This window comes from Pseudopontixanthobacter vadosimaris, assembly GCF_012979275.1.
Lineage (GTDB): Bacteria > Pseudomonadota > Alphaproteobacteria > Sphingomonadales > Sphingomonadaceae > Pseudopontixanthobacter > Pseudopontixanthobacter vadosimaris.
The window spans coordinates 146,577-159,620 of the sequence record NZ_JABASZ010000039.1 but is presented as its reverse complement, the minus strand read 5'-3'; the positions used below and the strand labels follow the sequence as shown (position 1 = coordinate 159,620).

Here is a 13,044-nt window from a genome sequence, read left to right as displayed (position 1 = left end):
GTAGCAGTGGGCCGATCAAAGCCCACTCGTCACCCGACACACCAACCCGCTCACCCAATGCTGCCTCCAAAAGGTAGCCTTGAATCAGCGGTCGAGTCTCAGGTCAAGCTTTGTCCACGAAGCCTAGATGCTGCATGCCAAGTGAAGGTTTCGCCACGCATCAGCGTTCCAGCAACCGCGGCATCAGCTCCACGAAGTTGCAGGGCCGGTTCCTGCTGTCGAGCTGTTCGCCAAGAATGCCGTCCCAACCGTCCCTAACCGCGCCATTCGAGCCCGGTAACGCAAAAATATAGGTTCCCCTCGCCAGAACCGCCATGGCCCGCGACTGGACAGTGGATGTTCCGATCGACTTGTAGCTGAGCCAGCGAAACAATTCGCCGAAGCCGGGGATGTCTTTCTCTTTCACTCGGTCCAGCGCTTCGGGCGTCACATCGCGGCCGGTCAGGCCGGTGCCGCCGGTACTGACGATGGCATCGATAGCGCCCTCCCCGATCCAGGCTTCCAGTTGCGTGACCAGTGCGTCTGCATCGTCGCGGACGATTGTCCGTGCAGCCAGAATATGCCCGGCGCTCTCGATCCGTTCGGCAAGAATGTCGCCGCTGGTATCGTCCGCCGGTGTGCGCGTGTCGGACACGGTGAGCAGGGCGATGTTGATGGCGCGGAACTGCCGCGATCTATCGATGGGCATCAGCGTGCGCCCACACGCAGCCGTCCGCCGGTCACCGCAGGGAAGGTCGGCCACATACCTTGTGCCAACGCCACGCGGCTGTCGGATGCCGCACCTGCCTGCCGTTCATACATCCAGTAATTGCGCATCACGATCGCGACATAGCCGCGCGTTTCCCAATAGGGAATCGATTCCATATAGAGCAGCGGATCGCCCAGATCGCGCACTTCGCTGTTCCAGCGGCCGACCGGAGTGAGGCCGGCGTTATATGCCGCCATGATCTTGGGCAGCAATCCGCCGGTCACGCCGCTGTCCCGCAGCGATTCCAGATTGCGCTGACCGAAGGACAGATTGACCTGCGGATCGGCGAGGTCGGCATAAGCGGCATCCATGTTCAGCGATGCGGCATGTTCCCGTGCGGCGATGGGCATGATCTGCATCAGCCCCTTGGCACCGGCGGGGCTGACGACCGCAGGGCGGAAGTTCGATTCCTGCAGGGCATGGGCGTAGGCAAGGGCGGGATCGATCTTCCACCCATCGACAGGTGCCCACCGCGTTACCGGAAAACGCAGGGCAGGCTGGGCGCGTGTCCCGAGCGGCGCATTATGCGCCATCCACAATTGCGTTCCGGGAAGGCCCATTTCGCGCGCGAGACGCGACAGCGCGTCGTAATCCTGCGGATCGCCGATGCGCGCCTGGTGCCGCAAGACATCATCGGCGAGACCGGCACGGCCGATCTGAGCCAGCGCGATGGCCGACTGGACGTTCTGATTGCCGCCGAGGCGCTGCCAGTCCGCTCCGCTGAAATCGGGTGCAGCATGGTCGGCGGGGAGTTCATAGGCCAACTGTTCCCGCGCCAGCATCCCGTAAAGGGTTTCGTCCAGCCGCGCCGCGCCGCGCAATTGTTCGGCAGCGCGTTCGGGATAGCGGCAGCGAACGAAGGCGCGACTGGCCCAGTAATGCGCCGCGGCCGTAAGTTCATTGTTGTGCGCCCCCGTCGCCGCGCGGTTGAAGGCATCGCCTGCAATGTCGCAATTGCCCAGCCGCCAGGCGGCGAGCCCCGCCACCCATTCGCCTTCCGCGACCCACGGGCCGCTGCCTTCCCGCACCGTATTCGCCATGGCGAGCGCCGCCGCGTCATCATTCTCGATATAATAGCTCCACGCCACGCGCTGCCGCCATTCGGCACGGGCGGCGGAACTCAGGCTGGCGTCGATCCCGTCGAGCAGCAGGCGCGCGGAACCGGGATCGTCATTCCTGATCCGGTCGAGGATGGCGGACGAGATTTCCGCCGGCATCGTGCCGTCATTCGTCTCGCGAGGCAGAATGCGCTTCGACGAATAAGGCTGCCGCGCGAATGGCTGCTCTACGGGCAGCGCGGGCACATAGGACATTCTGCGCTTGATTCCCAGCCGGGCCATCTGCTCCGCTTGCGGAACGCTGGTCCCTCGTGCCAGCCACGCAGCGATCCGGTCCAATTCTATGCGCGGGCTGTTGGCGTGCAGGTAATATTCGGCCTGGGCAATCTGGTGCAGCGGCCCGTCGGGACGGGCGGCCAGCATGCTTTCCACCGCGATCCACTGTTCGCGATCGATCGCCTCGAACAGCGCGCGGTAATATTCGTCATCCGCGCGGCCGAGAATGTCGGGCACAGCCTGGCTGGCCGCCCGGGTCTGGAAATAATCCGCGCTTGTCGCGCTCGCGGGGGTACAGACGGCGGCTGCCGCGGCTCCTGCCAGTATCGTTGCCATGCGCGACAAGGGTGAGTGTCGCATCGATAAACCGTTCATGCCTTATGCTTTTCCTTGCCGTATATGGACCGGCCCCGTCCAGTCGAGATAGCGCCGCCAGAAACGGGCACGTTCGCTGCCCCTGCGCAGCAACCGGTCGAGACCCGGCACGGCCAGCGCAGGAATGCTTCGGCCATTCTGGGTGAATTCGCGAGGAACGGCAGGGTCTTGCGGCGCGTCGTGCCACACCAGCGGCGGAATGGTGCGCCCGAACAGGACGAGCCGCCGGGGGGCGACAAGGCCGATGTGATGCACAAGTGTTTCGGACAGCCCGCGCGCGGCCAGATCGTCCCAGTCGGGCATGGGCGTGTTGCGGGGCAGGACGCTGGCGAAATAGACCGCGTCTTCGGCCATGTTCATCGCCGCCAGCATGTTGTCCAGCAGACGGCCCTGTTCGCCCGACAGCAATCTCTCCGTGTCCGACGCTTCCGGTTCGGCCACCAGCACCATCAGTTCGGCGGCCGCCGGGCCGCGCGGCGCGATACGCGGATAGGTGCCGCCATCGTCCAGCGTGCTTTCATTCAGCCACCAGGGGGCGAAATCGTCCAAACTGACGGGCCAGCCGGATTTTTCTCCACCAAGCATCGCCAGCGGTTTCGCTTCGGCGGCGGGCTTGCGCCGGGCCTTTGCCGCGGCAGGCGGTTTCGCCGCACTGTCCGCCTCTGCCTGTGCCAGCCAACCCGTAGCGTCATCGCTGAAATCGCAATCCACGCCGGCCTCGCGCCACCAGTCCAGCACGGCGCTGAACTGCGCGGCAAGATCGAGGCCATGCCCGTGCGGCCGGTCGGAGGTTTGCTGGTTGTTCATGGCATCGGCCCTGGGGTGCGGCCTTGACCTTGCAGCCCGCAGCAATCAAGTAATTAGAAAAGATTTGATCGGAAGGAAAGACCGGCATGACCGAACGTGAATCGATGCCCTGCGACGTAGTGATCGTCGGCGGCGGCGTGGCGGGGCTGGCTACGGCCATCCGCCTGAAGCAGCTGAACGAGGAGCTCGAGGTCATCGTTCTGGAAAAAGGGTCCGAGATTGGCGCCCATATCCTGTCGGGCGCGGTGGTCGATCCTAAAGCGATGGACGAATTGCTGCCGGACTGGCGCGAACAGGATTGCCCGCTGGCGCAGACGCCCGTCACCGACAATTGGCACTGGGTGCTGTCGAAGGCGAAGCAGTATTCCATGCCGCACATCGCCATGCCGCCCTTCATGTCGAACAAGGGTTGCTACACGGTTTCACTCGGCAATCTGACCCGGTGGCTGGGCGAGAAGGCCGAGGAACTCGGGGTGATGGTCTTCCCCGGCTTCCCCGCATCCGAGATCATGTTCGACGAAAGCGGTGCTGCAGCGGGCGTTATCACGCAGGATATGGGCGTGGCGGCGGACGGGTCGCACAAGGCCGACTATCAGCCGGGTATGGAAATTCAGGCGAAATATACCGTCCTTGCCGAGGGCGTCCGTGGCAATCTTACCAAGAAGATGAAGCATCGCTTCGATCTTGAGGCCGACTGCCAGCCGCAGATCTACGGACTTGGCATCAAGGAATTGTGGGACATCGATCCGGAAAAACATGTGCCCGGGCGCGTCATCCACACGCAAGGCTGGCCGCTGTCGGAAAGCGAAAGCTGGGGCGGCGGATTCATCTATCACCAGGCGGGCGGCCAGGTCGCCATCGGTTTCGTGACCGCGCTCGATTACAAAAATCCCTATGTCTCGCCTTTCCAGGAATTCCAGCGCTGGAAGCATCACCCGAAGGTCGCCGACATACTGGAGGGCGGCAAGCGCGTCGCTTACGGTGCCCGCGCGATTAACGAGGGCGGCTGGCAATCGGTGCCGAAACTCGCCTTTCCTGGCGGCGTGCTGGTCGGTTGCGCGGCGGGCTTCGTCAACGTGCCCCGCATCAAGGGCAGCCACACCGCGATGAAGAGCGGCATGTTGGCCGCCGAAAGCATCGCCAGTTCCATCGCCAATGGGCAGGAACATGCCGAATTGATGGATTACGACGCCGCCGTCCGGTCGAGCTGGATCGCCACCGAATTGAAGAAGGTTCAAAATGCAGAACCTGCCGTGGCCCGTTTCGGTGCGGACCTCGGCACCGTCGTCGCTGGCATCGACATGTGGATGCGCCAGCTGAAGATCGGCCTGCCGGTCGCCATGAAGCACGAGCGCGACTACGAACATCTGCAGCGCGCCGACCTGTACAAGCCGATCGCCTATCCCAAGCCCGACAACGTCCTCAGTTTCGACCGCTTGTCGTCGGTGTTCCTGTCGAACACCAACCATGCGGAAGACCAGCCCAACCACCTCAAGGTCATCGACCCGCAATTGCAACTGACGAGTGAACTTGGCGTCTATAGCGGCCCATCCACGCGATATTGCCCCGCCGGCGTCTATGAATGGACCGGCGTGGAAGAGGGAAAGCCTGAATTCGTGATCAATTCGCAGAACTGCGTGCACTGCAAGACCTGCGATATCAAGGATCCCAACCAGAACATCGAATGGACGACGCCGGAAGGCGGGGGCGGGCCGAATTATCCGAACATGTGAGGCGCGGACCGCGCGTTTCACCATGGCTCTGACCGAAACCGCTTATGCCAAGATCAACCTCGCGCTGCATGTCCGCAAGCGGCGCGAGGATGGCTATCACGAATTGGAAACCGCTTTCGCTTTCGTGGATGATGGCGACCGGCTGACTTTTGCCGAAGCGTCGCAGGACAATTTCCACCTGACCGGCCCCTTCGCTGCCCAGTTGACCAATCCGCTTGGCAACATCGTCTCGCAAGCCCTTTCGCGGCTGCCCCGGCAGAGCGGGCTGGCGGTCACTCTGGACAAACGGCTGCCCGTCGCGGCGGGGCTGGGCGGGGGATCCGCAGACGCCGGTGCCGTTTTCAGGGCGGTCGAGAAAATGCATGGCTTGCCCGATGATTGGCAGGAACGTGCCGTCAGACTGGGTGCCGATGTCCCCGCCTGCGTACGCAGCGAAGCCTGTGTCGGCCGCGGCACGGGTAGCATCCTCGAACCGGTTTTGAACGACCTGACCGGCACTCCGGTGCTGCTGGTGAACCCCGGCATTCCCTTGTCCACGCCAGCGGTATTCGCCCGCTGGAACGGGCAGGATGGCGGCCCTTTGCCAGAGGGGCGTCTGTCGCGATTGGCGAGAGAGGGCCACAACGACCTCGAAACACCCGCAATAGAACTGGTGCCGGAAATCGCGGCAGTGCTGGCTGCTTTGCAAAAGACCGGTGCAACGCTGGTCCGCATGTCGGGATCGGGGGGCACCTGCTTCGCCCTGTTTGACGGCCATGGCACCATGACGGATGCCGCAGGACTGATCGCTCGCGATCACCCGCATTGGTGGCAGATGACGGGGAGGCTGCGATGATCGACGGCAAGCCGTTCCGGCAGGTCGGGGCAATCAGACGCGGAGGGATCGTCTGCGTTGCCGATCATGCTTCCAATCTCGTGCCCGCGGATATTGTGCTCGGCATTCCCGGCTCGTTGATGCAGCAGCATATCGCGTTGGACATCGGGGTGGAGGGTGTGGCCGACCGGCTTGCCCGTCGCCATGGCATCCCCGCCTTTATCGCCACGATAAGCCGCCTGGTATGCGATTTTCACCGGGAGGAGAGCGACCCTGCCGTCGTCCCGACCAGCAGTGACGGGCACCTCGTTCCCGGCAACATCGGCGCAGATGTCGAAAGCCGGCTCGCGCAATATTACCGGCCCTATCACGCCGCTCTCAGCGAGTGGGTGAGCGAGTGTCAGCCGGACCTCGTGGTCGCCGTACATAGCTTCACACCCGAATTGCAAAGCGGCGGCGAACCGCGTCCCTGGCAGGTGGGCCTGCTGTATAATGATGACGACCGGGCCTCCCGCCATGCGATCCGGCTGTTTGCGGAGGAAGGGCTGACCGTAGGCGACAATCAGCCTTATTCAGGCAAGGATCTGAACGTCACCATGAACCGCCATGCCGAGGCGCGTGGTATTCCTTACCTGACCGTCGAGATCCGGCAGGACCAGATTACCGAGGAGGCCGGGCAGGCCAGATGGGCGGCGTTGCTGGCCGATGTGGCCAACCGGGTTGCGCTGGCGCTGGAGTGAGGGCAGGGCAGGCCGGCGTCCCTCGCGCGTGCAGGAAACTTTATGTCAGAACGCTTCGACAAGATGAAACTTCCGAGCCGTCATGTGTCGGTCGGGCCGGAGCGCGCGCCGCATCGCTCCTATTATTATGCCATGGGTCTGACCGAAGAAGAGATTGGCCGGCCCTTCGTCGCGGTCGCTTCTGCAGGAAACGACAGCGCGCCATGCAATACCACCCTTGATGCGCAGGCGGATATCTGCCGGGAAGGGGTGAACGAGGCAGGCGGCATGCCGCGCCGCTTCAACACCATCACCGTGACCGACGGGATCGCGATGGGCCACCAGGGAATGAAATCCTCGCTGGTGAGCCGCGAGGTCATTGCCGATTCGGTCGAACTGTCGGTTCGCGGCCACTGCTACGACGCACTCGTCGGCTTCGCGGGGTGCGACAAGAGCTTGCCCGGCATGATGATGGCGATGCTGCGCCTGAACGTGCCGAGCATCTTCGTCTATGGCGGATCGATCCTGCCCGGACGCTACAGGGGCGAAGATGTCACCGTCGTCGACGTGTTCGAGGCCGTGGGCCAGCATGCAGCCGGTAACTGCCCGCTCAAGGATCTCTCCGCGCTCGAGAAAGTCGCTTGTCCCGGCCACGGCGCCTGCGGTGGACAGTTCACCGCCAACACCATGGCCTGCGTCGGCGAGGCGATAGGATTGTCTTTGCCGAACAGTAACATGGCCCCTGCACCCTACAAATCACGTGAAGAGATTGCCCGGGCGGCGGGCAGGCAGGTCATGCATCTGCTGGAGGTGAACCTGCGACCCCGCGACATCTGCACCCGCGCCGCCTTTGAAAATGCGGCCCGGGTTGTCGCGGCCACTGGCGGGTCGACCAATGCGGCGCTGCACCTGCCGGCGATGGCCAGCGAATGCGGCATCATTTTCGACCTGCACGACGTGGCGGAGATCTTCAAATCCACGCCGTATATCGCCGATCTGAAGCCGGGGGGGCGCTATGTCGCGCGCGACATGCATGATGCAGGCGGGGTCTACATGCTGATGAAGACGCTGCTGGATGGCGGGTTTCTCGATCCCGAACCCCTGACCGTGACAGGCAGGAGCCTGGGTGAAAATCTGGAAGAGATTACCTGGAACCCCGATCAGAAAGTGATCTACGACGTCAGAACGCCTCTCAGCCCTACGGGCGGGGTGGTCGGCCTGAAGGGAACGCTGGCTCCCGATGGTGCGATCGTGAAGGTCGCGGGCATGGAGCGGCTGCAATTTTCGGGGCCGGCACGCGTGTTCGATTGCGAGGAGGATGCCTTTCGCGCGGTGGAAGATCGCGATATCGCCGAAGGCAGCGTGATCGTCATCCGATACGAAGGGCCGAAAGGCGGGCCGGGCATGCGGGAGATGCTCTCCACCACCGCGGCCCTTTACGGGCAGGGCATGGGAGAGAAGGTGGCGCTGATTACCGACGGACGGTTTTCGGGCGCCACGCGGGGCTTCTGCATCGGCCATGTCGGGCCGGAGGCTGCCGATGGCGGCCCCATCGCGCTGGTGCGGGATGGAGACATCATCACCATCGACGCCGAAGCAGGTACGATCGATCTTGATGTCGAGGCGCAGGAACTCGACCGGCGGCGGGCCGATTGGCAGGCGCGCAGCAATGATTATCAATCGGGTGCCCTGTGGCGCTATGCCCGCAATGTCGGGCCGGCCTATGGCGGCGCGGTTACCCATCCCGGCGCGCGGGCGGAAACCCATGTCTATGCCGACATCTGATTTCGCCGTCGCTTTCGTCCTTGCGGCCGGCGTGGCTGCCTGCGGCAATCCGCCGACGCAGGCTCAGGCCGATCCGGGTGCCAGGGCGATAGAATGTTCGCTGGACGGGGGAGGAATGACCTCTGAATGCCAGGTCGAAACCGTGACAGTTGCCAATGGCAAATATCTGATAATAAGACATCCCGGCGGCGGGTTCCGGCGCATGGAAGAGGCACGCGACGGTCGCGGCCTCGTTTCCGCCGATGGTGCCGGCGAACTCGAACGGTTGCTCGACGGAGATATCCTGGAAGTGGCGGTGGATGGCGACCGCTATCGATTCCCTGCGACGCGCAATGGGGCAGATGATGCGGACTGAGCCGGTTCTCGGTGCACCAGCGATGCGCGAAGCCGAAGCCGCATTGATGGCTCGCGGGCAATCCGCGCTCGACCTGATGAAGCAGGCCGGGACGGCGGTTGCCGAATTTGTCTGGCGGATGGCCGCCGGTCGTCCGGTAACGATATTATGCGGCCCGGGAGACAATGGCGGCGACGGTTTCATCATTGCCGATGAACTCGTCCGGCGAGGGCTCGACCTGACGGTCGTCGCGCCTCTCGGCACGAAGAGCGACACGGCAACGGCCGCCCGCCGGATATATGATGGCGCGATCGACAGCGAATGGAAGAAACGTCCGGGCGGAGTGTTCGTCGACTGTCTGGTCGGCGTTGGCCAGACCCGCGAACTGGGCGACGGCCTATCGCAATTGCTGCGATCCATGCACGAAAGCCACGCTCTTGCGATAGCTGTCGATTGCCCGAGCGGGATCGACAGCGATACGGGGCACTTGCTCGGAAGTTGCATCAGCTATGATCTCACCGTCGCGATCGGGGCATGGAAACCGGCACATTTCCTGATGCCCGCGATGGCCCGCATGGGTATGCTCCGGCTTGCCGACATCGGGATCGTGGCCGATGCTGCAATGCGCCTGGCGCAGCGCCCACGCCTTCATCCGCCGGAATCCGGAAGCCATAAATACACCCGTGGTCTGCTGGCGATCGTTGGTGGCGAGATGCCCGGTGCCGGCTTGCTGGCTGCACAGGCGGCCATGCGAAGCGGTGCGGGTTACGTGAAGCTGTTCGCCAGCCATTCCCATCCCGATGCACCTGCGGAACTCGTCATCGTGGAGGCGCCGCTGGATGAAGCATTGGATGATGGCAGGATCTCCGCTCTCCTCGTTGGCCCGGGTCTCGGGAGGGGTGAGGGGGCGACACACCGGCTGAGGCAGGCGCTGGCGCTGGCGCGGCCTTGCGTGATCGATGCCGATGGCCTGGCTCTGCTGCGGCCTGAGATGCTGCAGACCCGTGAGACGCAGACGATCCTGACTCCGCATGAAGGAGAATTGCAGGTCCTGGGGGACAGATTGTCGCTCCCCGGCACGGGCGCGAAGCATCTGCGGGCGCAGGCGCTGGCGAAGGCGAGCAGATCGCTGGTAATCGCCAAGGGTCCGGATACCGTCATCGCTTCGCCCGATGGTGAAATCATCTTCTGCCCGCCGGCGACATCATGGCTTTCGACAGCAGGCTCCGGCGATGTTCTTGCGGGCATGATCGCCAGCAGACTTGCGACCGGGATCGACGCGGTTGCCGCTGCCGAACAGGGCTGTGCCCTTCACGCGGCGGCAGCCCGGCTGGCCGGTCCCGCTTTCACCGCCGGAATGCTGGCGGACCGCGCCGCCGATGCATGGGCTTCGCTGTCGTGAGCGCCAGCACCGAAGCGGTGCCGATCGTCCGCGTCGCGGCGAGGGGCGATGGCGTGACGGCGGATGGACGCCACGCAGGCGGCGCGGCACCCGGCGATCTGCTGATGGCCGATGGCGCGATCGTCGCCGGCCCGCATCATGCCTCGCCCCCATGCCGCCATTTTCCGCAATGCGGCGGCTGTCAGCTACAGCATCTCGACGATAAGGCCTTGCGCGATTTCGTCACGGACCGTGTACGCAATGCCGCGGAAGGGCAGGGGCTTACCCCCGCGACTCTTGCGCCTGCCCATCTTTCGCCGCCGCGCAGCCGCCGGAGGGCGACGCTGCATGCCGCCAGCGGAGGCAGGCGCGCCACCATTGGCTTTCGCGAAAGCGGATCGCATCGCATCGTCGACATGCATGAATGTCATATCCTGGACGAAGCATTGTTCGCACTGGTCGATCCTGTCCGGCAGCTCCTGTCGCGGCGAAAGGGCAAGTTTGCCGTGGATGTCGAAATGTCGCTGACGGATCACGGCATCGACTGCGGTTTTACGGGTCTTTCCCTCGAAGGGCTGGCGCAGACCGAGGAACTTCTCGACTTCGCGCGGGAACATCGTCTGGCGCGGCTTACCATCGACAATGGCTACGGGCCGGAACCGCAGTGGGAGCCCGAGCCGGTCACCGTGATGCTCGGCGGCGTGGCCGTGCCCTTCCCGGTCGGATCCTTCCTGCAGGCTACGCGCGATGGCGAAGCTGCGCTGGTGCAGGCAGCAAGGGACTGGCTTGGCGACTGCGATACCGTCGTTGATCTTTTCGCCGGTCTCGGCACATTCTCCTTCGCCTTGGCGGACAGGTGCAAGGTGCTGGCCGTCGAAGCGGCGCGCGAGGCGCATCTGGCCTGCAAATCCGCTGCCGGTCGCAGCGGACGCCCCGTGTTTACCATGCATCGCGACCTGTTCCGCAACCCGCTGATGGCGGAGGAACTGAACAGATTTTCAGGCGTCCTGCTCGATCCGCCACGCGCAGGCGCGCGCGAGCAGATCGCGAGGATCGCCGAGAGCGAGGCGGAACGCGTCATTTACATCAGCTGCAATCCGGCGAGCTGGGCACGCGATGCCAGGGTCTTGGTGGAGGCGGGCTTCACCTTGCAGGAACTGCGGCCGATCGGACAGTTCCGCTGGTCGACCCATGTCGAACTCGCCAGCCTGTTCCTGCGTCAGGACCGCAGCGCGAGCAAGGTCTGATCCACTAACCAGCTTGCCGATTTCGGCTCGGCATAGGCATGGGTCGCATCTTCGCAGCGCCGGATGCGTTCGTCATCGGCGGGCCAGCTTTCCGCAAACGCCTGCGCCGTGCGGTCGGCCGTTGCCAGCAGGATGCGCACCGGACCATCGAAGCGGGCGAGCCCTGCCTGCATCTCCTGCGCCAGGGAGGTCGGCCCTGCTTTTGCAGCGGCGGCCTTGCGCAATCCACCGGCCAGCTTGGCAATATCGATCTGCCCCCTGATCAGCCTCATCAATTCGCGCGGATTGCGCAGCTTTTCTGCATAACGTATACGGATCGCCGCAGGAGGCGGCGTGTCGTCGCCATCTTCGATAGTCCACGGGTTCGAAAGAATCAGGCTGTCGCATCCGCCACCTGCCGCCAGCATCAGCGCACTGGCAGCGTCGCAATTGCCGAAGCCCACGACGCGCACGATCTGCGGGCTGATGGCACGGAAGCCGGCGAGGGCGGCGGTGAGATCGGCACCGGCCCAACGGAACCCGCGGTTCTCGCCATCGCTGTCGCCCACGCCCCGCCGATCGTAGCGAAAGACGGGAAAGCCTGCCCGGGCAATCGTCGCGGCAAATCGCGCCTGGCCCGAAAACGCGCCGGACCGTATCTCGTTACCCCCGGTCACGATCAGCAGACCCGTTTGGCCCGGTGCGGTGTCGATGGTGCCCGCCAGGCGGCTTCCTTCGCATGGGAAGGTGAGGTGCAGGCGGCTCATGCCTGCATTGCCGATGCAACGAGGCTGGCGAGAGTTTCGGCCTGGAGGGCGTCCGACCCGGGCTCTGCGCGCAACCACAGGCCGGGGCCGCCGAGATCGCCCTGATCAATCGTCGCGCAAGCACCCGCGACGGGCACGGCATCTTCCATTTCGCGGAACATCCCGGCACCGATGGGCCAGCCGGCGAGGTCCAGCCCATCCTTGCGGCCCGTGTCGGCGAGGCTGGCAAGGCTTTCCTCGTGTCCGGCTTCCCGCGCCTGTATGGACCGCGCGCGCATCATGGTACGCAGCATCCTTGCGCCGGTAACCGGCGCATAAGCGATGACGGGAACACCGGCCGGAGCGAGCAGCGCGCCGCCCCGGATCGTCAGGACATGGCTGATGCCGAAGGATCGCACCGCACGATCTGCGGCTTCGCGCCAGGATGAAAGCGTTTGCGCCCGCAGCGGGGCAAGGCTCTCATTGCACCCCGGCAGGTCGGGCAGGAAAGTGTCGATACCGCCAGTGCCAAGCGTGCGCATCACGTCCAGCGTGAACTTCCGCATCCGGTTGGCTTCGTCGAACAGGGCCGGCAGGATCACCAGACGCAAGCGGCTGCCACTGTCGAGGGCTACGGCCATCTCGTCGTTTCTGGCTGCATCCGGGGCGGGGCAGGACCAGGATATAAAGGCAGGTTCGATCAGTTGCCGATGACCTTTGCTTCGGCAAAAACCAGCAGACCGCCATAGGTCTCCAGCATCTCGCCATCGACATCGTCGTCCTCGATAAGAATGTCGAGCCTGTCTTCCATTTCGGTCAGCAGACCTGCGACAGCCATCGAATCGAGTTCTGGCAGATGGCCGAACAGACCCGTGGCATTCGTGAAACCGGCAACGCGATCCGCGTCGAGGTTGAGGATGTCGGCAAGAATGGATCGCAACTGGATATCCAGCGTATGACGGTCCGGCGCCATTGCCGCGCTTTCCCCGACCTGATCGGCGGCTTCTTCTGTCATCGCTGGTCCCCTCTCCGACGGCAGCGC

13 protein-coding genes are annotated in these 13,044 nt (G+C 64.1%); 7 read left to right on the top strand and 6 right to left on the bottom strand.

What is annotated here, in order from left to right; all coding sequences use genetic code 11:
- Positions 1-160 precede the first annotated feature (160 nt).
- The 3 genes from moaB to HG250_RS10795 are packed head-to-tail and all read right to left on the bottom strand — an operon-like array spanning position 161 to position 3,264.
- Positions 161-688, bottom strand: coding sequence for a molybdenum cofactor biosynthesis protein B (gene moaB / locus HG250_RS10805; protein WP_170005324.1), 528 nt, complete (start codon positions 686-688; stop codon positions 161-163).
- On the bottom strand, positions 688-2,418 hold the full coding sequence (locus HG250_RS10800; RefSeq protein ID WP_240957074.1) for a lytic transglycosylase domain-containing protein: 1,731 nt from the start codon (positions 2,416-2,418) through the stop codon (positions 688-690). The genes moaB and HG250_RS10800 overlap by 1 nt, the downstream gene beginning before the upstream one ends.
- 42 nt (positions 2,419-2,460) lie before the next feature.
- Positions 2,461-3,264: a uracil-DNA glycosylase family protein gene (locus HG250_RS10795; RefSeq protein ID WP_170005322.1), complete on the bottom strand. Its 804-nt coding sequence runs from the start codon at positions 3,262-3,264 to the stop codon at positions 2,461-2,463.
- Between the two features lie 86 nt (positions 3,265-3,350).
- Between HG250_RS10795 and HG250_RS10790 the strand changes: the two genes are divergently transcribed.
- Genes HG250_RS10790 through HG250_RS10760 form a run of 7 tightly spaced genes read left to right on the top strand, consistent with a single transcriptional unit; the run spans position 3,351 to position 11,277 of the window.
- Complete coding sequence (locus HG250_RS10790) at positions 3,351-4,997, top strand: electron transfer flavoprotein-ubiquinone oxidoreductase (protein ID WP_170005321.1); 1,647 nt, start codon at positions 3,351-3,353, stop codon at positions 4,995-4,997.
- Positions 4,998-5,019: 22 nt separating this feature from the next.
- Positions 5,020-5,832 (top strand): 4-(cytidine 5'-diphospho)-2-C-methyl-D-erythritol kinase, encoded by an 813-nt coding sequence (locus HG250_RS10785; RefSeq protein WP_170005320.1) that lies wholly within the window; start codon positions 5,020-5,022, stop codon positions 5,830-5,832.
- Positions 5,829-6,551 carry an N-formylglutamate amidohydrolase gene (locus HG250_RS10780; RefSeq protein WP_170005319.1) on the top strand — a complete coding sequence of 241 codons (723 nt, stop codon included), beginning with the start codon at positions 5,829-5,831 and terminating at the stop codon, positions 6,549-6,551. Before HG250_RS10785 ends, HG250_RS10780 begins: the two co-directional genes overlap by 4 nt.
- Before the next feature lie 42 nt (positions 6,552-6,593).
- Entirely contained in the window at positions 6,594-8,315 is a 1,722-nt protein-coding gene (gene ilvD / locus HG250_RS10775; protein WP_170005318.1) for a dihydroxy-acid dehydratase, read from the top strand.
- A complete protein-coding gene (locus HG250_RS10770) occupies positions 8,302-8,670 on the top strand; it encodes a hypothetical protein (RefSeq protein ID WP_170005317.1) in 369 nt (122 codons plus the stop codon). The genes ilvD and HG250_RS10770 overlap by 14 nt, the downstream gene beginning before the upstream one ends.
- The gene (locus HG250_RS10765; RefSeq protein ID WP_240957073.1) at positions 8,615-10,051 is read left to right on the top strand and encodes an NAD(P)H-hydrate dehydratase; all 1,437 of its coding nucleotides are present in this window, start codon (positions 8,615-8,617) and stop codon (positions 10,049-10,051) included. The genes HG250_RS10770 and HG250_RS10765 overlap by 56 nt, the downstream gene beginning before the upstream one ends.
- Complete coding sequence (locus HG250_RS10760; protein WP_170005316.1) at positions 10,033-11,277, top strand: class I SAM-dependent RNA methyltransferase; 1,245 nt, start codon at positions 10,033-10,035, stop codon at positions 11,275-11,277. Before HG250_RS10765 ends, HG250_RS10760 begins: the two co-directional genes overlap by 19 nt.
- Here the strand turns inward: HG250_RS10760 and HG250_RS10755 are convergent.
- Genes HG250_RS10755 through HG250_RS10745 form a run of 3 tightly spaced genes read right to left on the bottom strand, consistent with a single transcriptional unit; the run spans position 11,250 to position 13,017 of the window.
- The gene (locus HG250_RS10755) at positions 11,250-12,023 is read right to left on the bottom strand and encodes a hydrolase 1, exosortase A system-associated (RefSeq protein ID WP_170005315.1); all 774 of its coding nucleotides are present in this window, start codon (positions 12,021-12,023) and stop codon (positions 11,250-11,252) included. The two genes, HG250_RS10760 and HG250_RS10755, sit on opposite strands and share 28 nt — an antisense overlap.
- Positions 12,020-12,643, bottom strand: a complete 624-nt coding sequence (locus HG250_RS10750; protein ID WP_170005314.1) for an alpha/beta hydrolase family protein — start codon at positions 12,641-12,643, stop codon at positions 12,020-12,022. Before HG250_RS10750 ends, HG250_RS10755 begins: the two co-directional genes overlap by 4 nt.
- Before the next feature lie 59 nt (positions 12,644-12,702).
- The gene (locus tag HG250_RS10745) at positions 12,703-13,017 is read right to left on the bottom strand and encodes an acyl carrier protein (protein WP_420821329.1); all 315 of its coding nucleotides are present in this window, start codon (positions 13,015-13,017) and stop codon (positions 12,703-12,705) included.
- Between the last annotated feature and the right edge of the window lie 27 nt (positions 13,018-13,044).